The organism is Halarcobacter sp. (assembly GCF_963675975.1).
Taxonomy (GTDB): domain Bacteria; phylum Campylobacterota; class Campylobacteria; order Campylobacterales; family Arcobacteraceae; genus Halarcobacter.
Map to the genome: position 1 here is coordinate 1,137,207 of NZ_OY780939.1, position 25,236 is coordinate 1,162,442.

Annotated in this window: 26 protein-coding genes; 5 read left to right on the top strand and 21 right to left on the bottom strand. The window is 29.9% G+C overall.

What is annotated here, in order from left to right; all coding sequences use genetic code 11:
* Positions 1-5 precede the first annotated feature (5 nt).
* Positions 6-632 (top strand): LysE family translocator, encoded by a 627-nt coding sequence (locus ACKU3H_RS05655; RefSeq protein WP_320036001.1) that lies wholly within the window; start codon positions 6-8, stop codon positions 630-632.
* Positions 632-1,645, top strand: a complete 1,014-nt coding sequence (gene ribD / locus ACKU3H_RS05660; protein WP_320036002.1) for a bifunctional diaminohydroxyphosphoribosylaminopyrimidine deaminase/5-amino-6-(5-phosphoribosylamino)uracil reductase RibD — start codon at positions 632-634, stop codon at positions 1,643-1,645. The genes ACKU3H_RS05655 and ribD overlap by 1 nt, the downstream gene beginning before the upstream one ends.
* A gap of 134 nt (positions 1,646-1,779) precedes the next feature.
* On the opposite strand, the gene efp is transcribed toward ribD, so the two are convergent.
* The 7 genes from efp to pheS all read right to left on the bottom strand — a co-directional run bounded on the left by efp (position 1,780) and on the right by pheS (position 11,342).
* Complete coding sequence (gene efp / locus ACKU3H_RS05665) at positions 1,780-2,343, bottom strand: elongation factor P (RefSeq protein WP_320036003.1); 564 nt, start codon at positions 2,341-2,343, stop codon at positions 1,780-1,782.
* Between the two features lie 12 nt (positions 2,344-2,355).
* On the bottom strand, positions 2,356-3,942 hold the full coding sequence (serA, locus tag ACKU3H_RS05670; protein ID WP_320036004.1) for a phosphoglycerate dehydrogenase: 1,587 nt from the start codon (positions 3,940-3,942) through the stop codon (positions 2,356-2,358).
* 19 nt (positions 3,943-3,961) lie between these two features.
* Positions 3,962-5,614: a 30S ribosomal protein S1 gene (locus ACKU3H_RS05675; protein WP_320036005.1), complete on the bottom strand. Its 1,653-nt coding sequence runs from the start codon at positions 5,612-5,614 to the stop codon at positions 3,962-3,964.
* 74 nt (positions 5,615-5,688) lie between these two features.
* Positions 5,689-6,522 carry a 4-hydroxy-3-methylbut-2-enyl diphosphate reductase gene (locus ACKU3H_RS05680; protein WP_320036006.1) on the bottom strand — a complete coding sequence of 278 codons (834 nt, stop codon included), beginning with the start codon at positions 6,520-6,522 and terminating at the stop codon, positions 5,689-5,691.
* 109 nt (positions 6,523-6,631) lie between these two features.
* Positions 6,632-7,912 (bottom strand): 3-phosphoshikimate 1-carboxyvinyltransferase, encoded by a 1,281-nt coding sequence (gene aroA / locus ACKU3H_RS05685; protein ID WP_320036007.1) that lies wholly within the window; start codon positions 7,910-7,912, stop codon positions 6,632-6,634.
* A gap of 113 nt (positions 7,913-8,025) precedes the next feature.
* Positions 8,026-10,353, bottom strand: coding sequence for a phenylalanine--tRNA ligase subunit beta (pheT, locus tag ACKU3H_RS05690; protein WP_320036008.1), 2,328 nt, complete (start codon positions 10,351-10,353; stop codon positions 8,026-8,028).
* Complete coding sequence (gene pheS, locus ACKU3H_RS05695; protein WP_320036009.1) at positions 10,350-11,342, bottom strand: phenylalanine--tRNA ligase subunit alpha; 993 nt, start codon at positions 11,340-11,342, stop codon at positions 10,350-10,352. Before pheS ends, pheT begins: the two co-directional genes overlap by 4 nt.
* Before the next feature lie 115 nt (positions 11,343-11,457).
* Here pheS and ACKU3H_RS05700 point away from each other — a divergent pair, with 115 nt between their 5' ends.
* Positions 11,458-11,787: a histidine triad nucleotide-binding protein gene (locus ACKU3H_RS05700; RefSeq protein WP_320036010.1), complete on the top strand. Its 330-nt coding sequence runs from the start codon at positions 11,458-11,460 to the stop codon at positions 11,785-11,787.
* 23 nt (positions 11,788-11,810) lie between these two features.
* On the opposite strand, the gene accA is transcribed toward ACKU3H_RS05700, so the two are convergent.
* From accA to ACKU3H_RS05740, 8 genes are all read right to left on the bottom strand, one after another.
* Entirely contained in the window at positions 11,811-12,755 is a 945-nt protein-coding gene (accA, locus tag ACKU3H_RS05705) for an acetyl-CoA carboxylase carboxyl transferase subunit alpha (protein WP_320036011.1), read from the bottom strand.
* Positions 12,756-12,778: 23 nt separating this feature from the next.
* On the bottom strand, positions 12,779-14,038 hold the full coding sequence (locus ACKU3H_RS05710) for a beta-ketoacyl-ACP synthase II (protein ID WP_320036012.1): 1,260 nt from the start codon (positions 14,036-14,038) through the stop codon (positions 12,779-12,781).
* A 130-nt stretch (positions 14,039-14,168) separates the two neighbouring features.
* On the bottom strand, positions 14,169-14,399 hold the full coding sequence (acpP, locus tag ACKU3H_RS05715; RefSeq protein ID WP_129061150.1) for an acyl carrier protein: 231 nt from the start codon (positions 14,397-14,399) through the stop codon (positions 14,169-14,171).
* 62 nt (positions 14,400-14,461) lie between these two features.
* Positions 14,462-15,205 (bottom strand): 3-oxoacyl-ACP reductase FabG, encoded by a 744-nt coding sequence (fabG, locus tag ACKU3H_RS05720; protein WP_320036013.1) that lies wholly within the window; start codon positions 15,203-15,205, stop codon positions 14,462-14,464.
* Between the two features lie 54 nt (positions 15,206-15,259).
* Positions 15,260-16,009, bottom strand: a complete 750-nt coding sequence (locus ACKU3H_RS05725) for a 7-carboxy-7-deazaguanine synthase QueE (RefSeq protein WP_320036014.1) — start codon at positions 16,007-16,009, stop codon at positions 15,260-15,262.
* Positions 16,002-16,535, bottom strand: a complete 534-nt coding sequence (locus tag ACKU3H_RS05730) for a 6-carboxytetrahydropterin synthase (RefSeq protein WP_320036015.1) — start codon at positions 16,533-16,535, stop codon at positions 16,002-16,004. Before ACKU3H_RS05730 ends, ACKU3H_RS05725 begins: the two co-directional genes overlap by 8 nt.
* A gap of 2 nt (positions 16,536-16,537) precedes the next feature.
* Positions 16,538-17,209, bottom strand: coding sequence for a 7-cyano-7-deazaguanine synthase QueC (queC, locus tag ACKU3H_RS05735; RefSeq protein WP_320036016.1), 672 nt, complete (start codon positions 17,207-17,209; stop codon positions 16,538-16,540).
* The gene (locus ACKU3H_RS05740) at positions 17,199-18,425 is read right to left on the bottom strand and encodes a molybdopterin molybdotransferase MoeA (protein WP_320036017.1); all 1,227 of its coding nucleotides are present in this window, start codon (positions 18,423-18,425) and stop codon (positions 17,199-17,201) included. The genes queC and ACKU3H_RS05740 overlap by 11 nt, the downstream gene beginning before the upstream one ends.
* Before the next feature lie 70 nt (positions 18,426-18,495).
* On the opposite strand from ACKU3H_RS05740, the gene ACKU3H_RS05745 reads away from it, so the two are divergent.
* Both ACKU3H_RS05745 and ACKU3H_RS05750 read left to right on the top strand, forming a co-directional pair.
* Positions 18,496-18,900: a hypothetical protein gene (locus ACKU3H_RS05745; protein ID WP_320036018.1), complete on the top strand. Its 405-nt coding sequence runs from the start codon at positions 18,496-18,498 to the stop codon at positions 18,898-18,900.
* Positions 18,900-19,571: a 16S rRNA (uracil(1498)-N(3))-methyltransferase gene (locus ACKU3H_RS05750; protein ID WP_320036019.1), complete on the top strand. Its 672-nt coding sequence runs from the start codon at positions 18,900-18,902 to the stop codon at positions 19,569-19,571. The genes ACKU3H_RS05745 and ACKU3H_RS05750 overlap by 1 nt, the downstream gene beginning before the upstream one ends.
* Before the next feature lie 30 nt (positions 19,572-19,601).
* Here the strand turns inward: ACKU3H_RS05750 and ACKU3H_RS05755 are convergent, their stop codons facing one another.
* The 6 genes from ACKU3H_RS05755 to argB form a co-directional block, all read right to left on the bottom strand.
* The gene (locus tag ACKU3H_RS05755; protein ID WP_320036020.1) at positions 19,602-19,997 is read right to left on the bottom strand and encodes a hypothetical protein; all 396 of its coding nucleotides are present in this window, start codon (positions 19,995-19,997) and stop codon (positions 19,602-19,604) included.
* A 36-nt stretch (positions 19,998-20,033) separates the two neighbouring features.
* On the bottom strand, positions 20,034-20,918 hold the full coding sequence (locus ACKU3H_RS05760) for a c-type cytochrome (protein WP_320036021.1): 885 nt from the start codon (positions 20,916-20,918) through the stop codon (positions 20,034-20,036).
* A complete protein-coding gene (locus tag ACKU3H_RS05765; RefSeq protein ID WP_320036022.1) occupies positions 20,918-22,165 on the bottom strand; it encodes a cytochrome bc complex cytochrome b subunit in 1,248 nt (415 codons plus the stop codon). The genes ACKU3H_RS05760 and ACKU3H_RS05765 overlap by 1 nt, the downstream gene beginning before the upstream one ends.
* A gap of 10 nt (positions 22,166-22,175) precedes the next feature.
* Entirely contained in the window at positions 22,176-22,676 is a 501-nt protein-coding gene (locus ACKU3H_RS05770) for a ubiquinol-cytochrome c reductase iron-sulfur subunit N-terminal domain-containing protein (RefSeq protein ID WP_320036023.1), read from the bottom strand.
* Positions 22,677-22,824: 148 nt separating this feature from the next.
* The gene (gene thrC / locus ACKU3H_RS05775) at positions 22,825-24,303 is read right to left on the bottom strand and encodes a threonine synthase (protein ID WP_320036024.1); all 1,479 of its coding nucleotides are present in this window, start codon (positions 24,301-24,303) and stop codon (positions 22,825-22,827) included.
* 8 nt (positions 24,304-24,311) lie between these two features.
* Positions 24,312-25,211 (bottom strand): acetylglutamate kinase, encoded by a 900-nt coding sequence (gene argB / locus ACKU3H_RS05780; RefSeq protein WP_320036025.1) that lies wholly within the window; start codon positions 25,209-25,211, stop codon positions 24,312-24,314.
* Positions 25,212-25,236: the final 25 nt, after the last annotated feature.

The following is a 25,236-nucleotide window of genomic DNA, read 5'->3' on the forward strand; positions in this document are numbered from 1 at the left end:
AAAAAATGAGTTTAGAAAGCTCTTTAACATTTTTTCTAGCAATATTAATATTTGGAATAACTCCTGGGCCTGGTGTATTTGCTCTTCTTGCAAGAGGTATGACACTTGGTGCTAAACAATGTATCCCTTTAGCTTTAGGTATGACAATAAGTGATGTAATTTATTTAATTTTTGCATGCTTAGGATTAGCTACTATTGCACATAATTATGCTTTTTTATTTGAAGCAATTAGAATTTTTGGTGCAGTTTATCTATTTTATCTTGGGTATAAAATGTTTACAGCACCAATAGAGATTGAAGAACCTCAAAAAAAAGAGAAGCTAAAAAAAGATTTTATTTTAGCTTTTGTACAGGGATTCCTTATTTCTGCTTCAAATCCAAAAGTTATACTTTTTTATATAGCTTTTCTACCAACATTTTTAGATATAAAATCATTGAGTGCAAATGATATTATTTGGGTATCTTTTTTAACAATTGTTGCTTTAATGATAGGATTAATGTTTGTTTCAATCTTGGCAAATAAAGCTAAACAACTATTAAAATCAAAAAAATCACTAAAAAGATTAAATTATTCAGCTGGATCTATTATGATAGCAGCAGGTAGTTTTCTTTTATTTAATAAGCAGTCATAATGAAAATTGATGATAGCTTTTATATGAAGCTAGCTATAGATGAAGCTTGGAAGTATCAATTATTAACATATCCTAATCCTGCTGTTGGTTGTGTAGTTGTAAAAAATGGTGAAATACTATCAATTGAAGCACATAAAGAGGCAGGACATGCCCATGCTGAAGTAAATGCTTTAAAAGCTGCTTATTTGAAAAAATATCCTAATGACTTAATTAAAATGAAAAAAACAAGTCATGATATTCATGAATATTTGATTAAAAATCATAATGGATTTTTTGTGGATTGTGAAGTTTATGTTACATTAGAACCATGTAATCATATTGGAAAAACACCTGCTTGTGCAATTTTGTTAAAAGAATTGAAACCTAAAAGAGTTATTATAGCTCATAAAGATATTAATAAAGAGGCAAGTGGGGGTATAGACACCCTAAAAGAAGAAAATATAGATGTTACCCTTGGTTGTATGGAAAAAGAGGCTTATGAGCTTTTATATCCATTTATAAAATGGAATAGTGGTTCTTTTATATTTTTTAAAATGGCTATGACTCTAAATGGCTGTATAGATGGCAAAATTTCATCAAATCAAACACTTGCCTTTACTCATACATTAAGAGATAAAATCGATTTAATGTTAATAGGTGGAAATACTGTAAGAGTAGACAAACCAACATTAGATGCTAGATATATAGTTGGACGCGCACCAAATATATTTATATACTCAAAAAACAAAGTATTTGATAATAATATACCATTATTTAAAGTACCTAATAGAGAGGTAATAATAAGTGATGATTTATTCAAACTATTAGATTATAAGTTTATTATGGTAGAAGGTACTTATACTTTAATGGAAACATTAAAAGAGAGAATTGATTATATTATATTACTAATAAGTCCTAAAATTAGAAAAGGACTTAATGCTTTAAATGAAATAGACCAAGACTTCGAAATTATACATGAAAATAAATTAGGTAAAGAAAAAATAGTTTATTTAAAAAGAAAAAAAGTTAATTAAATTACTATTTTAAAAGGTTAAGATTTATTGGGGAAATCAAGATAGAGGTTTTTTTGACAAAGGAACTGACTGTAGTCAGTGACTGAGGAAAAGAAAGCTATATCGCAGTATTTCCACGATAAAGCTTATCCTTTTTATTTTACTTTTTCTAGGTATTCACCAGTTTTAGTATCAACTTTAATAACATCGTCTTCAACTAAGTGAAATGGAATTTGAACAACAGCTCCAGATTCTAAAGTAGCTGGTTTTTTACCACCTTGAGAATCACCTTTAAAGTTTGGTGGAGTTTCAACAATTTTAAGTTCAACTACTGCTGGTGGCTCAACTGTAATTGCATTACCATTGAAGAACATCATATCAACATTCATTCCATCAATAATCCATTTTTCAGCATCACCAACTTGATCATATGTTAAACCAATTTGTTCATAAGATACATTATCCATGAATTGTAACATTTCACCATCATCATATAGATATTGCATAGTTTTTTGTTGTAAATCTGGAGTAGAACATTTGTCACCCGCATGGAAAGTTTTCTCAATAACTTTTCCATTTAGGAATGATTTGATTTTACATCTAACAAATGCAGCACCTTTACCAGGTTTAACATGTTGGTATTCAGTGATTTTATATGGAATACCATCAATCTCTATCTTTAGACCTTTTTTTAATTCATTCATTGAAATATTAGCCATTTCAAATTCTCCTTAAATCTCTGCGTAAGAAACTGCAATTGCAGCTTCAATATCGCTAATTTCTTTTAATGTATCACTTTTAATTGTATCATCAACTAAGATAATCGCTAAAGCATCATTGTTTTTTCCACGAGCAAGTCTAAAGTCAGAGATGTTTATTCCTCTGTCACCTAGAAGTTTACCAACTGTACCAATTACACCTGGAACATCGTTGTTTCTCATCATAATCATTTTACCTTTTGGCTCAATGTCAAAATCAAAACCATCTAAGTCAACAATTCTTTGTACATTATCATCAAATACAGTACCAGAGATTACATTAACTCTTTTTTCTGTAGTGATCTTAATAGTAACTTTATTGCTATAACCAACTGTGTGTTTGATTTCAGAAGTATCAAAAGTTATACCTTTTTCTTCTGCTAAGAATTTTGCATTTACGTAGTTAACTTCATCACCAGCTGCTACACTTAATGCTCCAACAGTGGCAAAAGTAGTTAATGAGTCTAAATATTCAGTTATATCACCTTGAGCACATACAGAGATAGATCTAATAGGAGATTTATCTAATTGTGCAGAAAGGAATGCAATTTTTTGCGTTAATTCTATATATGGTTTTACAAAAGAAGGAATTTTTGTTTCATCAATAGGTAGATTTAATGCATTTGGATAAGAGATACCTCTTGCTGATTCAATTGCATTTTCTGCAGCTTGAACAGCGATTTTTTTCTGAGATTCTTTTGTATTTGCTCCTAAGTGAGCTGTTACAGTTATGTTTGGTAAATCTAATAGTTTATTATCAGTTGCAGGCTCTTTTTTGAAAACATCAATACCAGCCATTGCAATTTTTCCAGATTTTAGATTGTTATATAGTGCATCTTCATTGTATAAACCACCTCTTGCGCAGTTTATTAAAATCACACCATCTTTCATCTTTGCAATCTCTTCTTCACCAATCATATCGATAGTCTCTTTATTTTTTGGTGTATGAATAGTAATTATATCACAAGATAAAATATCATCAAAATTAGTTGTATAAGAAATTCCTAAATCTGTAGCTTTAGTAGATGGAATATATGGGTCATATGCCACTACATCCATCTCAAAACTTTTTGCTCTTAATCCAACTCTATGACCAATATTACCAAATCCAATAATACCTAGTTTTTTACCATATAGTTCATTACCATACCAGTCTTCTCTTTTCCAGATTCTATCATTTTTAAGTTGGTTATGAGCATAAGGAAATTTTCTCATACAAGAGAGCATGTGAGCCATAGTTAATTCAACAGCTGCAATAGTATTTGCAGTTGGAACATTCATAGCAATTATACCTCTTTTACTACAACCTTCCATATCAACATTATCATAACCAACACCAGCTCTGATAATTGCTTTTAGATTTGTTGCAGCAGTTAAAAACTTCTCATCTACATCTGTTGAAGATCTAGTAATAGCAACATCAGCATCTTTAATAACATCTAATAAAGCTACTTTATCGATGTCAGCTGCATATACATAGTTTACATCTTCAGTATTTTGTAAAATATTTAATCCATCTTCATGAATGTGGTCACAAACAACAATTGTATGTTTACTCATTTTTTCTTAATCCTTAAAATTATTTCATTTGGTCTTTTAAAAGATCACCTAAAGTCATTGAAGTGTCATCATTAACAGCTTTTAAAACTTCTCTTTCTTGTTGTTGCTCTAATCTTTTTACTGATAATCTAACTCTATTCTTTTTAGTATCAATATTGATAACTACAGCTTCAAGCTCATCTCCAATATTTACCTCTTCAGCATTTAATGGACCAAAGTCTTCATTTCTAATTAAACCATCTAAATTGTCATCTAATTTGATGAAGATTCCGAAATCTTTTTTATCTTTAACAGGTCCTTTTACAATGTCACCCATTTTGTGTTCATTTTGGAAACTTTTTGCTGGAGAGTCAGAAATCTCTTTAACTGATAAAGAGATATTTTCTTTTTCTCTATCAATTTTAATAATTTTAACTTCAACTTCATCACCTTTTTTATAAAGTGATTTACATTTTGCATTTGATTCCCATGAAGCTTCTTCATTGTGTAATAAACCATCAACATCACCAATTGTTACGAATGCACCAAAATCTGTAAGTGTTGCAACTTTTCCTTTAACAACATCACCAACTTTGTTTTCTTTCATAAATTTAGCAAATGGCTTTTCTTGTAAGTTTTTAAGAGATACTCTTAATCTTTTTTTGTTTATATCTAATTCAATAACTTCAACATTAATCTCTTCACCTAATGTTAATAAATCTTTTGGATTTTTAAGATTTTTATTCCATGAAATTTCAGAGATATGTAATAAACCTTCAATATCATTTCCTAAATCAACAAATGCACCATAAGATTCAAAGTTAGAAACAGTTACAGTGATTGTATCTCCAACTTCTAATTCATCTTTAATCTCTTCCCATGGATTAGCAAGAGCAGCTTTAATTGATAAAGATAAGTGTTGTTTAGTTTTGTCGTAAGATAATACTACAACAGAAACTTCATCACCTTCATTATAGTAGTTCGCAGGGTTAACTGGCCCTTTGTAAGAGATTTCATTGTAGTTTACTAAACCATCAATTCCACCTAAATCAATAAACATACCATAAGATGTGATTTTTTTAACGATACCATTTACTGGCTCATTTTTTTCTAAGATTTCATTTACTTTTGAATCTTTTTGTAATTTAGATTCTTCAATAAGTTTTTTTCTTGAAACTATGATTGAGTTTTGTGCAGAGTTTACTTTTAAAACTTTTGCTTTTACTTTTTTACCAACAGCGCCATGAGATTTTAAGTAAGATTGAGCCATAGGCATAAAATATTCTAATCCACTATCATCTTCAATAATAAAACCACCTCTGTTTTTTACAGAAATAATTTTACCTTCAATTGTAATGTCTTCAACATTCTCACCGTGCTCTTTTACAAATGCATCAAATTTTTCTTTTTGAAGTACTTTTTTGTAAGAGATAGAAGGTCTTTCACCTTTGTTACCCATTAGCATAACAGGGATTGTATCTCCTGCTTTGAATTGAACTTCACCACCGATTGTTATTTCAGAGATGTTAAGTTTTCCTTCAATCTTTTGACCAACGTCAACAAGTACACTATCACCAGTAATTTCTACAATTACACCATCAACTACAGAGTTATTTTCAGCATTCTCAAAAGACTCTTCTAGCATTTGAGCAAAATCAAAGTCTTCACCTAGTTCTATATCATCGATACCCATTTTATTCCTTCGTATTAACCGTTTTTTTATTAAATGGTGATGATTATATCGAAAGTTTACTTAAAGTAGAAAGTTTATAATTCTTCTATACTTTCTACTACTTGTTGAATAATCCAATCAGGAGTTGATGCACCGGCTGTTATACCGCATAGTTTCTTGTTTTCAAACCATTTAGATTCTATCTCTTTAACATTTTCAATTAAATAAGAATTTTCACAATTTTCAAGACAAATTGAATGAAGTTGTTTTGTATTTGAAGAGTTTTTTCCACCAATTACAACCATAACATCAACCTCTTTTGATAGTTCTCTAGCGGCATCTTGATTCTCAAATGTGGCATCACAAATTGTATTAAATACTCTTACTTCTTTATTTTTTAAAATAAGTTCATTTACAATCTCTAAGTAAATCTCTTTTTTTCTTGTTGTTTGAGCAACTGTAGCAATTTTGTCATATTTAAATTTTATATCTTTTAGTTCCTCTTTTGTTAAAACCACATGAACATCACCTTCATCTTTTCCATAAGATTTTACACCTTTTACTTCAGGGTGATTTTCATCTCCAAAGATAAGAATTGAGTAGTTTTCTTCAGACATTTTTTTAACATTTTGTTGAGGAGTTGTAACAAAAGGACAAGTTGCATTTATAACTTTTTCACTTCTTTTTTTCAATTCTTTTAAGTCATTTTTTGGAATACCATGGGTTCTAATAATAACTGTATCATTAGGTTTTACATCAGAAAGATTTTCATATAAACCTACATTATAGTCATTTTTTAATCTATCTATTTCATTTTGATTATGAATTAATGGTCCCATAGTTGCAGAGTTTTCATAACCTTCTGCAATTTTAATTGCTCTTTTTACTCCAAAGCAAAAGCCATAGCTAGAAGCTAATTTTACTTTCATTCTTTATCCTTAAGTAGTCCCAATTTATTGGGTATATATATTTTTACTTTTTTAAAAATCTGATTTTATTTAAAGAAGTAAATTTAAAAATAAATAATATAGATTACTTTTAATTTCTAAGTGAGTCTAGAATCTCTTTGAAATTTGGAAATGAAGTTAGAATACAATCTACATCTTCAATATCCATTCCACAAATTAATCCAGCAATAGAAAAACTCATTGCGATTCTATGATCTCCATGTGAATTTATACTTGCTTTATTTAAACTTCCACCTGTTATCTCATAACCATCTTCAAATTCTGTATATTCTACACCACATTTTTCTAAGTTAGATACAACAGACTTAATTCTATCTGATTCTTTTACTCTTAATTCAGCTGCATTTTTAACTAATGATTTTCCCTTAGCTAAACTCATTGCAATAGATAAAGCTGGTAATTCATCAATTAGCCAAGAGATATGCTCTTCAACAACAACACCATTTAATTCTTTATGTTTAACTTCAATATCTCCAATAGGTTCATAAATATTCTCTTTTTCAATAAAGTTAATCTCTACACCCATTTTTTCTAAGATTTTATATGCTCCAATTCTTGTAGGATTTAAACTTACATTTTTTAGTAAAACTCTACTATTAGGTGTAATTGCAGCTGCAACTGCAAAGAAAAAGGCAGAACTAGGATCAGTCGGTATTGTTATATTTAGAGGTTTTAAATGACCTTCTAGAGGATGAATATTTATAAACCCTTCATCATCAGTTTCTATTTTTGCACCCATACCTTTTAACATTCGCTCCGTATGGTCACGTGTAAGTTCATTTTCTTTATATTTTGATACTCCAGTTGCTCTAAGTGCTGCTAAAATCATAGCTGATTTAACTTGTGCAGAATCTACAGGAGAAGTGTATACAAAAGGTTTAAGCTCTTTAACACCTCTTATAAAAAGTGGAGCTTTATTTCCATTATCTCGCCCATCGATATTTGCACCAATACTTCTTAAAGGGTCAGCAACTCTTTTCATAGGTCTTTCTCTTAAGTATTTATCACCTGTTAGAGTAAATGCTCCATCAATAGAAGCTAAAAGACCACAAAATAGTCTCATTCCAGTTCCTGCATTCCCACAGTCTAAAACATCTTTTGGCTCTTTTAATTCTTTTGTTGGAGTAATTTCAACATATTTTCCATCTCTAACAACTTTTGCTCCAAGTTGTTCAACGATACTTAAAGAGTTTAATGTATCTTCAGCTGTTAAGAAGTTGTTTATATGCGATGTTTCATCTGAAAATATTGAAAACATTGCACATCTATGTGAGATAGATTTATCACTAGCTATAGAATCTATTTCTATATCAAAGGGCTTAGTTAATTTTTCTATGTTGAAATTTTCCATTTTTATCCTTAAAAATGTCCATTTTTATGGGACCTTAATTTAATGAATTCTTTTAACACTGGAACAAAAGTCCCAGTTAAAGAATCAAATCCTAAAGGAGTAACGAGTTACTCTTAGTCTCTTAATCCAATTCCAAGTTTTTCATTTAATGCTTCTAAAATATTATTCATAGATGAAGTGATATCTTCCTCTTCTAATGTTTTATCATCATTTTGTAAAACAAATCTAATTGTTAAACTCTCTTTATCTTCAAGTTTTTCATCACTGTATATATCAATTAGATTAAATTGTTTTATGTTTTTATCTCCAATTGAATTTATAGTTTTTTTGATTTCACTATATTCCATAGTTTTTGGAACAATAATACTTAAATCTTTTTTTGAAGCTTGGAATTTTGAATATGTTTCAACTTTTGTTAAATCGTTACAAATTTTATCAAATTCAATCTCTGCTATAAAAGTATCACTTAAATCATAATCATCTGCAACACTTGGATGTAGTTTTGAAATAAATCCTACTTCTTGACCATCAATTATAATTGAACCATTTTGGTATGGATGAACTAAATCATTAGGTAGTTTCTTCATTGGTTCTAAATCAAATTTTCCAACTGTATTTAAAACTTTTTTTGCAAATTCAAAAAATTCTATATTTTGAGGTTTACCTGCATTAAAGAAAGATTCAAGCTCTTTTTGTCCACTAAATACAAATGATATTACACTTTTTTCAACTCTGTTTATATCAAAAACTTTTCCAATTTCAAAAAATGCAGCTGATTTAAATCCAAGTTTCATATTATTTGAACAAGCTTCTATAAGATTTAAACTTATAGTAGTTCTAAATGTATCTAACTCTTTTACGATAGGATTTAAAATATCTAATGATTCTTTTACTGTATCAATTGAGTATTTTTGAAGTTTTTCTTTATCTGCAAATACATAAGTTACAGTTTCATAAAAACCATTCTCAATTGCTTTAAATCTTAGTTTGTTTCTTTTGATTAGATTTACTGATGTTGCATTTGTTCTACTTGCTTCATCTATAGCTAAAGGTTTTGCTTTGATATTATCAATACCAATGATTCTTACAATCTCTTCTGTAACATCTGCAATATTTTTAATATCATGTCTAAATGCAGGAATTTGTAATGATAATACACCATTTGCTACATCTTTAACAATAAATCCTAATGAACTTAAAATCTTTTCAATTGTTGCTTTTTCTATATCTTGACCAATAATAGAATTGATTTTATTTACATTTACATCTAAAGTGTGTTTTTCATTATAATCATTATAAGCTTCTGTACCATTATAAAGTTTTCCACCGGCTTTTGAGATAAGTGAACAGAAAATATCAATACCAAACTCTAAACATGGCTCACTTCCCCTTGAAGATCTGTAATATATATCTCCAGTTTTCTTTTTAGTTTCAAAAACTTTTTTTGATAAAAATTCAGGGTCTATATATGTTGCTTCAATAATATATTCACTATTTTTGTCATCACTAGTTTTTTCTTGATTTATAGAAATTGTACTTAATTGTTTTTCACCCTCAACGATATCAAACCCTTGAGAATCTTTCTTAATACTTAATACCGAGATATTGTCATCTTTAGCTTTTAAGTCAGATTTTGCATAAGCATTTAAAATAACACCTGTAGCATGAGTAACATAGTTTACAGTATCTCTTAAATCACACTCTTCAAATTTATCTATTATTCCAACTCTTAATTTATATACTAAAGGTAGTTTGAAATCTTCTAATGCTGCAACTTTATAGATATATTTGCTATCAATCTCATTTGTACTTTCAACTTCAAGTGTTTGTCCAATTCCTAAATTGTTTAATTCTAAGCTGTATTCTTGCTCAGTTAATGGAATATTATAGTATGCAGATAACTCTCTTGCAACGCCATGGATACTTAAACAGTCACCTCTGTTTGCAGTTAATTCTATTTCTATAACATCATCATTAAAAAGTGGATAATCTTTTAATTCTCTACCAATTACAAGCTCTCCAACTGAAGAGTCTAATTCTAAAATTCCATCATTTAGTTTAGCTAAACCAATCTCTGTAGATGAACAAATCATACCATTTGATTCTACACCTCTTAGTTTTGCTTTTTTTATTTTAAAATCATCACCTAATTTACACCCAACAACTGCAACAGGTACAAATTGCCCAGCATCAACATTTTTAGCACCACAAACAATTTGAACAGTTTCTCCACCAATATCAACTTGACAAATATTTAATTTATCTGCATCAGGGTGTTTCTCTTTTTCTAAAACTTTTCCAACTACAACTTTAGAAGGTACTCTTTGAAGTTCTAAACTATCAACCTCTAATCCTATAGAGTTTAATGTTTTACAGATATCATCTGTAGATATTTTGGAAATATCAACGTATTCTTGTAACCAATTTCTTGTAATAATCATTTAAACTGTCCTAATAATCTTAAATCACTTTCAAATAAAGATCTTAAGTCTCCAATATTGTGCGTTAACATTGCAACTCTTTCTATTCCTAAACCAAATGCATATCCTGATTTATTTTCGTATCCAACTGCATCAAATACATTTTGATCTACAACTCCACAACCAAGTATTTCTAGCCATCCTGTATGTGAACAAACTCTACATCCGTCTCCACCACAAAATACACATGAGATATCAACTTCTGCTGAAGGTTCTGTAAAAGGGAAAAATGATGGTCTAAATCTAACATCAACTTCTCCAAACATATGATGTAAAAATTCAACTAATACATGTTTTAAGTTGGCAAATGAGATTTTATCTGCATCATCAACTACTAATGCTTCAATTTGGTGAAACATTGGAGTGTGTGTAATATCATAATCTCTTCTAAAAACTGTACCTGGAGCAATCATTCTAATTGGAGTTGGCTGAGATAACATAGTTCTAATTTGAACAGGTGATGTATGTGTTCTTAAAAGTGAAAAATCTTTATTATAAAAAGTATCCTGCATATCCCTTGCCGGATGGTACTTTGGAAGATTTAATGCTTCAAAGTTATGGAAATCATCTTCTACTAATGGTCCCTCTTCAACAGAGAAGTTTAGATTTTGAAAATATGTTACTATTCTATCCATTGTATCAATTACAGGATGCACCGCACCTGATGTGATTTCATTATTAAATCTTGTTACATCTATTTTATCATCTTTTAATTTTGCTTCTAATGCTTCTTTTTCTAAAACAATTTTTTTATTTTCTAAAGCTTCTGTTATTTGTGCTTTTTGTTTATTTAAATTTGCTGCAAAATCTTTTTTCTCAGGACCTGGTATATCCTTCATTTTTGCAAATTGTGCAGTAATTACACCTTTTTTTCCTAATGTTTCCACTCTTAAGTTCTCTAAAACTTGGAGTGAATCAGCGTTATCTATTTTTTCTAGCCATTCAGTCACTACTAGTTTCTCCCCTGATTTTTATATGTTTATTTGTTGTTAATTTTTGGGATTATACTTAAAAATTTATTAGAGTTTGGTTATAATTTTTTTTAAACTAGGTAAAGGAAAATAGATGTGTATTTTTTGTAAAATCGTAAAAGGTGAGATCCCTAATCAAACTGTACTTGAAGATGAAAATTTTTTAGCATTTAATGATATTAATCCAGCTAGAAAAGTTCACGTATTAGTTATTCCAAAAGAGCATTATGATTCTTTTGATGTAATTCCTCCAAAAGTGATGAGTAATATGACAGAGTTTATTCATAAAGTTGTTTCAAAACTTGGAATAAAAGAGTCTGGATATAGAATGATTACAAATATTGGTAGTGATGGAGGGCAAGAAGTACCCCATTTACATTTTCATATATTAGGTGGAGAGCCAGTTGGCAAACTAGTTAGATAAGAGTTGTAGTTAAACTACAATTCTTATTTTGTATCTTCTTGAAATTTTCCTAAATTCATTAGTTTTTCATATTTCATTTGAAGTCTTTGAGCAGGTGTTAATTGTTTTAATTCTTCTAGAGTAGTCAAGAAATAATCACCTAAAGCTTTAATAGCTTCCTCTTTTTTTCTATGTCCACCAATTAGTGGCTCATTTATTACATCGTCAATTAGTTCTAAATCTTTTAAAGCTTCAGCTGTAATTTTTAAAGCATTAGCAGCAGTTTCAACTTTTGCTGGATCATTCCATAAAATTGCACTACAACCTTCTGGAGAAATAACTGCATAAACAGAGTATCTCATCATTGCTAATTTATCCGCTACAGAAATAGCAAGAGCTCCACCTGAACCACCTTCTCCAATTACAACAGAGATAGTTGGAGTAGTTAAATCAGAAAACTCATAAAGGTTTTTTGCAATAGCTTCAGATTGATTTCTCTCTTCTGCTCCAAGTCCTGGATATGCACCCGGAGTGTCAACTAACATTAAGATTGGAATATTAAACTTTTCAGCCATTTTTGCAGCTCTTAAAGCTTTTCTATAACCTTCAGGATTAGGCATACCAAAATTTCTTTTTAGTTTATTTTTAGTACCTCTACCTTTTTGTTCTCCAATAACCATTACTTTTTCTTTACCAATATAACCTAAGTAACAAACTATTGCATTATCATCATTGAAGTGTCTATCCCCATGAATCTCATAATAGTTTGTCATTAAACCTCTAACATAGTCTAAGGCATAAGGTCTATCTGGATGACGCGCAAGTTGAAGCTTTTGATAATCGTTTAAATTTTTAAATGTTTTTTCAACTTCTTTTTCCAGTTTTTTTTCTAATATTTCAGCTGCATGGTCATCTGATTTTGTCCTTGCAATTGTAATATCTTCTTCTAGTTTTTTGATTTTATCTTCAAAGTCTAAATATGTTGCCAAATTAATATCCCTTTTAGGCTCTACTACTTATTATATTTTTTAAAAATTATTGAGCCATTTGTTCCACCAAAACCAAAGTTATTACTCATAACAATGTCTAATGTAGCTTCTCTTGCTGTATCAGGTACATAGTCTAAAGTACACTCTTCATCTTGGTTTTGAATGTTTATTGTTGGAGGAATTATTCCTTCAGTTAATGCTTTTATAGCAAAAATTGCTTCAATTGCACCAGCTGCACCTAAGCAGTGTCCAATTTGTCCTTTTGTTGAAGTAACTGGAGGACAATTTTCAATTCCGTTAAATAGTTCCACTATTGCTTTTGATTCATTAACATCACCAACTGGTGTAGATGTTCCATGTGTATTTACATAATCAACTTTAATATCTTCACCAATTACACTTTTAGCCATGTTTAAAGCAGCTTTCATTGCTCTTAATGGTCCATCCATAACTGGTGCTGTAATATGGTTTGCATCTGCACTTTCACCAATACCAATAATCTCACAATAGATTTTTGCACCTCTTGCTAATGCTGAGTCTAAGTCTTCAACCACTAATGCTCCAGCACCTTCACCCATAACAAATCCATCTCTATCTTTGTCAAATGGTCTAGATGCAGTTTTAGGATCATCATTTCTTGTTGATAAGGCTTTCATTGCTGCAAAACCACCAACTCCAGCACCACAAATAGCACTTTCTGCCCCAACTACTAAAATTCTATCTGCACCATTAGTCATAATAGTTTTTACAGCGTCAGCTAAAGCATGAGTTGATGCTGCACATGCAGTTACATGGGATAATGATGGACCTTTTAAACCATGTTCAATTGAAATAAATCCACCAAGCATATTTACTAATGAAGATGGAATAAAGAATGGTGAAATTCTTTTTGGTCCTCTATTTTCACAAACTACAGAGTTTTTTTCAATAGTTGATAATCCACCAATACCTGAAGCTGAAATAATACCAAATCTATCCGCAATAGAGTCTTCAACTTTTTTATTTTCACCTGTAACATATCCAGAGTCAATCATTGCTTCTAATGCTGCTTTAATTCCTAATTGAATAAATCTATCAGCTTTTTTTACCTCTTTTTTATCCATAACTGTAGTAGGATCGAAATCTTTAACTTCAGCTGCTATTTGTACAGAATAATTGCTTGCATCAAAAAGTGAAATTTTATCAACACCACATTCCCCTGCAACTACAGCTTTAAAAGAATCTTCTACACAATGTCCTACAGAATTAATCGTACCAAGACCAGTTATTACAACTCTTTTCATCACATATGCTCCAAAATAAATATTTATATAATTCAATTTTTAAAAAAAAATTCAACAATACAAATAAAAAAAAGATAGAAAAAAAGCCAGTACAAAATACTGGCTTATAGTTTTTTAATAAAGCGTTAAATTACGCGTTATCTTCGATGTATTTAATAGCATCAGCTACAGTTAAAATACCTTCTGCATCTTCATCAGGGATCTCAATATCGAACTTTTCTTCTAAAGCCATAACTAATTCAACAACGTCTAAAGAGTCAGCACCTAAGTCCTCGATGAATTTTGATTCCTCTTTAACTTCAGCTGGATCACAATCAAGTTGCTCAACTACTACTTCTTTTACATCATCTAATAATGCCATATTTTTTTCCTTTAATAAAATTATCGCCAAATTATATCACAAAAAGATTTAATTAATCTTTTTTAAACATATAATCCACCATTTACTTTTAATATTTCACCAGTTATATATGATGAATGATCACTCAGTAAAAACGCTACAGCATCGGCTATTTCTTTAGGTTGACCAAATCTACTTAATGGAATATTTTTCTCATATTCTGCTTTAACTTCATCTTTTAATTCATCAGTCATATCTGTTTGAATAAAACCTGGTGTAACCGCATTGTATCTTATACCTCTTGCAGCTGCTTCTTTAGCAAAAGATTTAGTCATTGCATTTAATCCACCCTTAGAAGCAGAATAATTTGTTTGACCAGGATTTCCCATTTCACCAACAATTGAAGAGATATTTACAATTGAACCAAATCTTTTTTTACCCATATTTTTTAGAGCTGCTTTACAACCTATAAATGCTGATGTTAAGTTTGCAGAAATAACATCATTAAAATCCTCTACAGACATTCTTAAAGCTAATTTATCCCTTGTAATTCCTGCATTATTAACTAGATATGAAATTTCACCATCTGCATCTATAATTGTTTTAATAGCATTGTTAAATTCATCTTCTTTTGTTACATCGGCTTTAACAATCGCAGCTTTTCCACCTTTAGCTTCAATTTCAGCTTTAATAGCTTCAGCAGCCTCTGCGCCACTTCTATAATTAATCCAAACTTTTAGTCCAAAATCAGCAAGAGTTTTTGCAATCTCTGCACCAATTCCTCTACTTGCACCTGTTACTAATACATTAGATCCAGTAAATTTCATTTAAATCCTTTTGAAAATTATAATCTTTAAAATATACATTATAGCTACAATTAGCTAAACACCTCTTTTATTGTCCCAAACCCTTATATGAAGCCTATCACAATATTTGTAACCTTTTTCTATAGCCATATCTATCACAGCTTCACTATTTTCATTTATTTGTGCAGCTGTATCTCCCATAGGCATAAGATAAACTTCTGCTTTAGGAATTTCATTTACAATATTATCAATCTCTTTTGTAGCTTCTTTTATAAATTTTTTATCAATAACAAATTTTAGATAAGAATCTTTTGTATTCTCTAATATTTTTGTTAAAGTATTGTTATTTATTCTCTTTTTTATAGGTTCTAAAGAGTTAGATAGTTTAACACTCATAGAAAAAAGAATCTCTTTTTGGTATTCTTTTGTAAACTCAATATCCAAAGATGCATTGGTTTCAATTGTGATTTTATAATTATTTTCTATATAGTATTTTAAAAGTGACTGAAACTCTTCATTGTTCCAATATAGAAGTGGCTCACCACCTGTAATAACAATATCAACGTTGTAGTTAGGTTTTAACTCTTCTACTTTTTTTATAATATCTTCTGTAGACATTTTATGCCATTGATCTTTAAAAGCTGTATCAACTGCATAATATGAATCACAAGAACATTTTTTTATACCACTAGGAGTTTCATATTCAACATTGAAACCAACACATTTCATATTACATTTACCAAAACGTATAAATATTGAAGGTGTCCCTACTAGTTTTCCTTCACCTTGAATAGTAGGGCCAAAAATCTCATTTATCTCAAGCATACACGTGGCTTTTACTTTTTGGTGTTTCTGCAAACTCTACACTGGCAACTTTTATACCAATCTTTTTCATCTTTTTTGAAGCTATTTGTAAAAACCATGCTGAAAGGTTTTCACTAGTTGGTACAAAATCAACTAAAACATAACCCTCATACATCTCTTTTATATGAGCTGGTTCATTTTTGATTTTTGTTAAGTCAACTAATTTATAACCCTCTTCAAATTCTAGTAATTCATTTTTCTCATAGTGTGGAAGTAGAGTTTCAAAAAGTGGATCATTTATATCTATAATAAACTTATGGTCTAAAACATCATCTAAAAATTGTTTAAACCAATTTAGGTGTTTAAAATCTGTCACCATTCCATTTTTTAACTCACTAGCTTCAAGAAATATTTTTATTTTACCTTGATGTCCATGTAGATGTCTACACTTTAAACAAGGATCAAGAGAGTAATCTGGATTTAACTCCTGAGACCAAACTCTATGACCATAACAAAAGTCAAATGATTTAGATATTTTCCAAGTCAAAATTATGCCTTATATGGTATTGGGTCAGTTGCATTTGCTTCTTTAAAACCATTAAGTCTTAGTCTACAAGAATCACAAACTCCACAAGCTTCTTCTTCCTCTTTATAACATGACCAAGTGTGTTCTAAAGGAACATTTAATTTAATAGCTTCTTTTACAATATCACTTTTCATAAGTTTAACTAGTGGGGTTTTTATCTCTAGTTTTGTTGATTCTTTTGTTCCTTCATTTATGGCCCCAGTCATTTTTGATATAAATGAGTCAGTACAATCTGGATACCCAGAACTATCCTCTTCAACAACACCTATAAAAAGAGCTTGGGCTTCCTCTTTTTCTGCAATTGCGCTGGCAATTGATAAGAAAATACCATTTCTAAAAGGTACATATGTTATAGGAACACCAGGTTTTACACCTTCTGTTGGAACATCAATATTTTTATCAGTTAAGGCACTAGCTCCAATTTGAGAAAAAAATGGAATATCAATTTCATATTTTTCTTTTATCTCTAAATCTTCACAGATATTTCTAAACGCTTGAAGCTCTCTTCTTTCTGTTCTTTGTCCGTAGTTGAAATGAACTGCAATAATATCATAGCCCTCATTTTTTGCTATGTATGATGCTAAAGTTGAGTCCATTCCTCCACTTAATATACAAACTGCTTTTTTATTGTTCATTTGTTAAAAAATCCTTATTATATTTTTCAAAAAACTTCCAAGATATAGGAAGAACTTTTACTGGTGAATCTTTTTTTAATAAAGAAACATTTTCATCTAATACAATAATTGAATTACATTTTGAAAGGGTTGAAACCATACCTGGACTTCTTTTTTGTTCACTTATAAAATATTCACCATCAAAAAAGCCTGGAATTATAGTGATTCTTCCTTTTTTATTTCTTAACTCTTCACCTATCTTTGCAAAAATAAAATTATGATAAGTTCTATTTGAACCTAAAAGTTTTTGAATAATCAATTTACCAAAAAGTTCAAAGATAAGTGCACCTGCAAGGGGATTACCTGGTAGGTTTAAAATATAAGTATCTTTGATTTTCCCAAAAACTGTTGGTTTTCCTGGTTTGATTTTTATACCTTCAAAAATATTTTTACAATCTAATTCTTTAAAAGCATCTTTTGTAAAATCTGCATCACCAACAGATACTCCCCCTGAAGTGATAATTAAATCTGCATCAGTTGAGTTTTGTATTAACTCTTTTATTGAATCGATTGAATCGTGAGCTTGACCTATAAAATCAACTTGGCATCCTAATTCTAAACATCTACTTATGAAAGTAGGGGTATTTGAGTTAAAAATTTGATAATCTTCAGCTTTTTCATAATGAAGTTTTAACTCTTCACCACTAGCAAAAACTATAATTTTAGGTTTTTTAAATACTTTTATATGACTTATACCTTGGCTAGATAAAAGTGTTATTTTCGAAAAGTCTATTTCATCATGTTTATTTATAAGTATATCTTCTTTATTTATATCTTCACCAATAAATCTAATATGCAAATTTTTTTTAATATTATCTGGGATTTTAACTTGAGTATCATTAATGATTTCACAATCTTCTTTAGGAATAACAGCTGTACAATTTTCAGGTATTGGGGCTCCTGTCATTATTTTAACTGTTGAACCTTTTTCTAAAAGTAGATTATTCTCATCTCCTGCAAAAATTGTATCTTTTATATTTAATATTTTCCCTGCATCTTCATGTAATACAGCATAACCATCCATGGCAGAGTTATTAAATTTTGGTAAACAAACTTTAGCTTTAATAGTTTGGGCTAATATTCTTCCAATAGAGTTTTCAATAGGTAGTATTTCAAAATTTGTTTTAATTTCTAAATCATTTATAATATTTATTACTTCGTCCATATTTATGGCCATAATAATCCTTTTACTAACACCTTATGACATTTGAGGTATAATACCAAAATTTTTTAAAAGTGAGATTAACATGGAATTGATGGGCAGTGCTGTTACAACACACGTATATGCTATATATGTTTTTTTATTAATAATGTTTTTTAATTTATATTCTGTTTTAAGTGTAAATGAACACATAAAATTAGCAAAAAGATTAAAATTTATGACTCCAATTTATCATCTTTCAAATGCAATTGTTATGTATACAGGAGCAATTGTTGCTGCTTATGCGAATACCTTTTCAATAACAATAGCTCTTATGATACCAACTTCTATATTTTTAATGGTTATTGAGATAAAAAGATATAAAAAAATGAGAGTGATTAAATCTGCTGATACAAAACTTCAAGAAGAGTTTAGAGCTTATGCAAAAAAGATTTATACAATTGAGATTGCAGTTTTAATTTTAGTATATGTTATCAGTAAGGTGTTTTAATGCAGTTCTCTTTTCACGAAAAAGCAGGTGAATCAAATATTGAAATTTTAGATGATTTATATAAATATTTAATAAAAGCTAGAAGACATAAAGTTGATGAGATTATCCCTTTTAGAAATCTCTTAGATAATATTATCTATTTTTATAAAATCACTTCTATAGATAGAAAAAAAGCTTTTTTAAATTTAGAATCAAGTGAAGAAAAAATTGTTGAAAATACAAATAAACTCCACCTTGCTTGGTGTGTTGTTGATCCTAAAACTGTTGAAAAATCTATAGCTTCTTTAAACGAATTAGGACTTGATAAAATTACTTTTATTTATTGTGAGTATTCTCAAAAGAATTTTAAAATGAATTTTGAAAAATTAAACAAGATATTGATTAATTCATCTTCTCAATGTGGAAGAAGTTCAATTATTAAACTAGAAGAAAAATCTTCATTGGATGAATTTTTAAAACAGAATCCTCAATCTTATATTTTAGATTTTTCAAAAAAATCAATTGATGAAGTTAGTGAAAACATAGATACAATTATTTTAGGTTGTGAAGGTGGTTTTTCAAAACTTGAAAGAGATAAATTTGATAGTGAAAAAATAATTGGATTTAAATCTAATTTGATTTTAAAGAGTGAAACAGCTGCAGTTTCAGCAGTTTCAAAAATATTGATTTAAAAGTAGAGTAGGTCTCTACTTTTAATTTAATTACCAGCTTCTAACAATAGAGTGGCATCTAGCACATGCGTTTAATACATCAGAATATGCATTAGCAGCATTAATATATGCTTTTTCTTCTAAGTTAAGTTCTAAAACACTTACATCAAGTTCAATTCTTTTTGCAGCATTTTCAGCAACATTAACCATATGTTTTTTATTATCTGGTAAATATACTGTGATGATGTTTTTGTTAGAAAATAGTTTATTCCCTTCTTTTACTAACTTTGCACCACTTTCAATTAATTGTACGTTGTTATTTAAAAAACCTTTTTGGATTTGAGTCATTCCCTCTTCCATAATTGACATAGATTTTTGCATAACATCTTGAGCAGATGCAACTGAAATCGTTAAAGCTGCAGCAGTTAAAATATTAATAAATTTCATTTTTTCCCCTAGATATTTTTATAAGAGAAGAAGTTCTTAATGAACTTCTCTCCATTTACTTGCTTTCCATAACCATGCAAAGATTGCAAAAATTACTAAGTAAATTAAGAATTTTGGTCCTAATTCTTCTCTTTCTTGTTTTTTAGAATCCCCAACTTTTTCCATATAAGATACAACTTGTTTCTCTGCATCATGAGTTAAACCAACTCTAGGCATAGCTGTACCCTCTAAATGTTTTTGTGGATCATTAACAAATTCGTGAATATATTGAGCACCTCTTGATCTAATATATTGTGATAAATCAGGTGGAATTTTCCCCATATATGCTTTGATATTTTCAACTGGTGTTTTAGCACCCATTGTACCATTCATCATATCTCCATATTTAATACCATGACATCTTTGACAAGCATTTTGGAATACTTCTTTATCTGTCATCTCTTTTGGAGCAATTGCTTGTAAATAAGCTACCATATCAGCAATCTCTTGAGGTTGCATCCATCCATAACCAGGCATTGGGTGAACTTTTCCATCAACAAATTTGTGTGAAGTTTTAGTAGCTTTTGCTGGGTCTTTAATAAATGCAGCTAAGAAGTCAGGATTATAAAGTTTTCCTGCTGTTCCTAAATCTGGAGGAACTACACCATAAGCTGCAGCTGAGCTAGCATCATCCATAAGTTGTGGAAAACCTTGAGCTTCAATTGAGTGACAAGCAGTACAATTAGCTTGCACTAATACTGCACCATTTTCTGCATTACCTGTTAATGCTTTTATATCAGCAACATCTGCTTGTACATCTTCAAATGAATAATCAGCAGGTTCAACATGTGGGTGCATTTGTGAGTGTGCGAATGGCTCAACACCCCAGTAAGTAACAAGTGTTAATACAACTACTACAGCTAATATTTTTAATTCTCTCATTACTCACCTCTCTTTTTAGCATCAATTTTTGTAACAATTGGAAGTATTACAAATAATAGGATAAATGCTGTTGCTGCAAAGAATCCAATCCATGCGTTTGTACCTGTTGGAGGTAATTTACCCCAAATTGTTAATACGATTAAGTCAACCATTAAAATCCAGAACCATACAAAGAAAGCTGGTCTTTTATGAGCTGGTAAAATTTTTGTATCTCTATCTAACCAAGGTAATACAAGGAAAATAGCATTTGCAAAACCAAATGCAGCTAAACCAATATCAAATGCTTTAACAGGACCAACATCAAAGAAGAATCCTCTTAACACTTCATATGACCATAAGAAATACCATTCTGGATAAATGTGTGCAGGAGTAACCATGTTATCAGCAGGATCGAAGTTAACTGGGTCCATTGCAAAGTTATAATGGAAGAATACTAAATAGAAATAGAAAATTAAGAAAATACCTAATACAGCTAAATCTTTAGAGATAAAAATTGGCCAGAAAGGGATAACTTTTGACTCTTTTTTATTTCCACTTAGATATTTTTCAGCTTCAGCATCAAAATCTAAATCTTCAGAAGTTTGGTTGTTTACGTGTGGAATTCTTAGTGTGTAAAAGTGGAATGCAATAAGAGCCATAATTACGATTGGTAATAAGAATACGTGTAACATAAAGAATCTTGTTAATGTAGCATCTGCAACGTTAAAGTCACCTCTAATCCATACAACAAGAGCGTCACCAATAACTGGAACACCACCAAATAGGTTAGTAATAACCATAGCAGCCCAGTAAGACATTTGTCCCCATGGTAACATATATCCAGAGAATCCAGCAGCTGAGAATGTCATAAATAATAACATACCAGAGATCCAAATCATCTCTCTACCTTGTTTATAAGAACCATAATAGATACCTGTAAACATGTGAATATAGATAATTAAGAATACAACAGAAGCTGCTACACCGTGCATATGTCTAAATAACCAACCAAATGCAACTTCTTGCATAATTGTATAGTTAACTGAATCAAATGCTAAATTTACATCTGGTTTGTAATACATCATTAAGAAGATACCAGAAATAACAAGGATACCAAAAGTAGTTGCTAAAAGAACACCCATAGCCCATAAGAAGTTGATATCTTTTGGAATCCAGTATTCAGTCATCATTACTTTGTTAAACGTAGTAGTGTTTAATCTTTGGTCTAACCACTCCCCAACAGAGTTAGCTTTAGTAATTTTTGCCATACTCTACTCCTTATGCCATCATCGCAGTAGCGATTTTTTTGTACTCAGGACCCTCTTCACCAAGAACAATCTCTGTACCTTTTAGACTAAAAGGTGGTAAATCAAGTGGTCTAGGAGGTGGACCAAATACTTGCTCTGCACTTGGGTTAAATTCCCCACCGTGACATGCACATTTCCATTTTGTTTTTTTCCATGCAGGAATACAACCTAAGTGAGTACATAATCCAATTGCAACAGTAAATCTTTCACCATTAACAACTAGGTCTCTTTTGTTATCTTCCATCTCAGGAGTTTTTTTAAGAATAAATATTGGCTTACCTCTCCATGTAACAATAATCGGCTCACCAGCTTTTATTCCACTAAGTTCAACAGTCGTAAAACCTCCAGCTAATACACTTGGAAGTGGATCCCATGCTTGTTTCATACCTACAAGCGAAGCTGCACCACCGACAGCTGCAACAGCTGCAAATGTATAACCTAGAAAATCTCGTCTATTAGTTTCGTTAGACATTTAGCTTCCTTATTTTAAATTTAAATCTGTTAATTATATTGATAATTTTCTTAAAAGATAATGATATTGGTCAAAAAGTGCCAATTTATGAGAGTAAATGTAGATTATCTACACATAGTAATTATAAGCTGAACTTATTAGAGATTTATTAATCTCTAATAAATTTCACAATTTCGTCTTCTATATTTTCTTTTTCAACAATAATTTTATGTCTTATTTCAGCTGAAAATAATCCTTTGATTGATTCAGGAAGTTTTGCATTATATTCTTTTGAAATTATATCTAAAGCCTCTTTATCTGGGTGTGAAATGCTATTTTCATGCAACGCTTGAAGTACTGTTGGTGAAAATTTTGTCCACTCTGCTGTAGAATAAATAACCACTTTTAAGTCTTTTTCTTTTAAATTTTGGTATGCTTTTATACAAGTTGCTGTATGTGGATCCATTAAATATTTTAAATTTAAAAATTCTTTTATAATTTTTGCACCATATTTATCATCTGAGTTTATTGCAGAAAAATATTTTTGAAGTTTTTTAGTCTCTTCTTCATTCATTTTAAAGATTTTATTGTTATTTAAATCTTCCATTAACTCTTTTGTTCTTTGTGCTCCACAAATAGAAAATATTACCCTTTCTATATTTGATGATTTTAAAATATCCATAGCTGGAGATTTTGTAAGTTTTAATTCTTTGTCTCTTATGTCATAAATACCAGTATTTATCCATTGAGTTAGAATATCATTTTCATTTGAAGCAACAAGAAGTTTTTCAACTGGTACACCCATTTGTTGAGCATAAAAACCACCTAAAACATTTCCAAAGTTACCGCTTGGAACTACTAAATAGATTTTTTCACCATTTTTAATCTCTTCTTGTTTTAGAAGCTGGATATATGACCAAAAATGATAAATGATTTGAAAGATAATTCTTCCAAAGTTAACAGAGTTTGCAGCACTTAGTTTTATTCCATCATTTTCTAACTCTTTTTTAAAGCTTTCAGATGCAAGTAGATTTTTTAGTGCAGTTTGTGCATCATCAAAATTTCCTTTAATACCAATAACTTTTAGATTTTCTCCATCTTCACAAACCATTTGTAGTCTTTGCACATCAGAAGTTCCACCATCAGGATATAAACATACAACTTGGATATTCTCTTTGTTTTTAAAAGTATTTAGTGCAGCAGGTCCAGTATCACCAGATGTTGCAGCAAGAATTAAATATTTCTCATCTTTCTTTTTTGCAATTGAACTTAAAATAGAACCAAATGGTTGTAGTGCCATGTCTTTGAAAGCTCTAGTTGGTCCATGGTATTGTTCATGTACAAAAAGATCATCTTTAACTTTTACTACTGGACAAGGATTTGATGGATCATCAAAATTATCATATAAAGCTAAGGCTTTGTTTATCTCATCTTCTTCAATATCAATCTCAAATGCTTTTAAAATATCATATGCTAACTCTTTATATGAAGAGTTAAGATGATTTAAAATGAAATTGTCTTCTAGTTTTGGTAACTCTTTTGGTACATAAAGACCTCCAAAAGAAGCACTTGGATTTAAAATCGCTTCACTAAATGTAACCTCTTTAGCTCTATTATTATCATTTCCTCTAGTTTCAATAAAATTCATTTTTGTCCTTAGTCGTTTAAAAGTTTTTCCATATCAATGCCATTGTTTGGATTGTCTTTTCTTAAAAATTGTGTTCCTACACCATCACTTGTAAATAGTTCTAATAAAATTGAGTGTTCAACTCTTCCATCTATAATATGAGCTTTATTTACACCGTTATAAATTGCATCTATACATGAGTCAACTTTTGGAATCATACCACCTGCAATTGTTCCATTATCTTTATAGCCTTGTACATCTTCTTTATCTAAAGAGTTAAGAAGATTTCCCTCTTTATCTAATACTCCAACAGTATCTGTTAAAAATAGAACCTTCTGTGCATTAACAGCTTGTGCAATTTTTGAAGCAGCTACATCTGCATTGATATTGTATCCAGGGTGATTTGGTTCTGCACTATCTGCAATTGGAGCAATTACAGGAATAAATCCCTCTTTTACTAGGTTATTAATCATTGTGCCATTAACTTCTGTAATAACACCTGTATAACCAAACTTGCCATCATCTTTTGGTTTAGCTTTTATAATTGCAGAATCTTTTCCTGATATACCAATAGCTTTTGCACCATGATAATTTAAAAGTGAAGTGATATTTTTATTTATTTCACCAGAAAGAACCATCTCTACAACTCTCATTGTTTCTTCAGAGGTAACTCTGTGTCCATCAACAAACTCTGAATGAATCTCTAATTTATCTAAAAGTTCTGAAATTCTTGCTCCTCCACCATGAACAATAATAGGTTTAATACCTACAAGTGAAAGAAGAACAATATCTTCAGCAAATTTTTCTTTTAATTCTGGGCTTGTTTGTGCTGATCCACCATATTTAATCACAATAGTTTTTCCATAAAACTTTTTTATATGTGGAATAGCATCTAGTAGTGTTTGTACTTTATGTTGTTTTTTTTGCATAGAAAATCCTAGTACTATTTTAGAA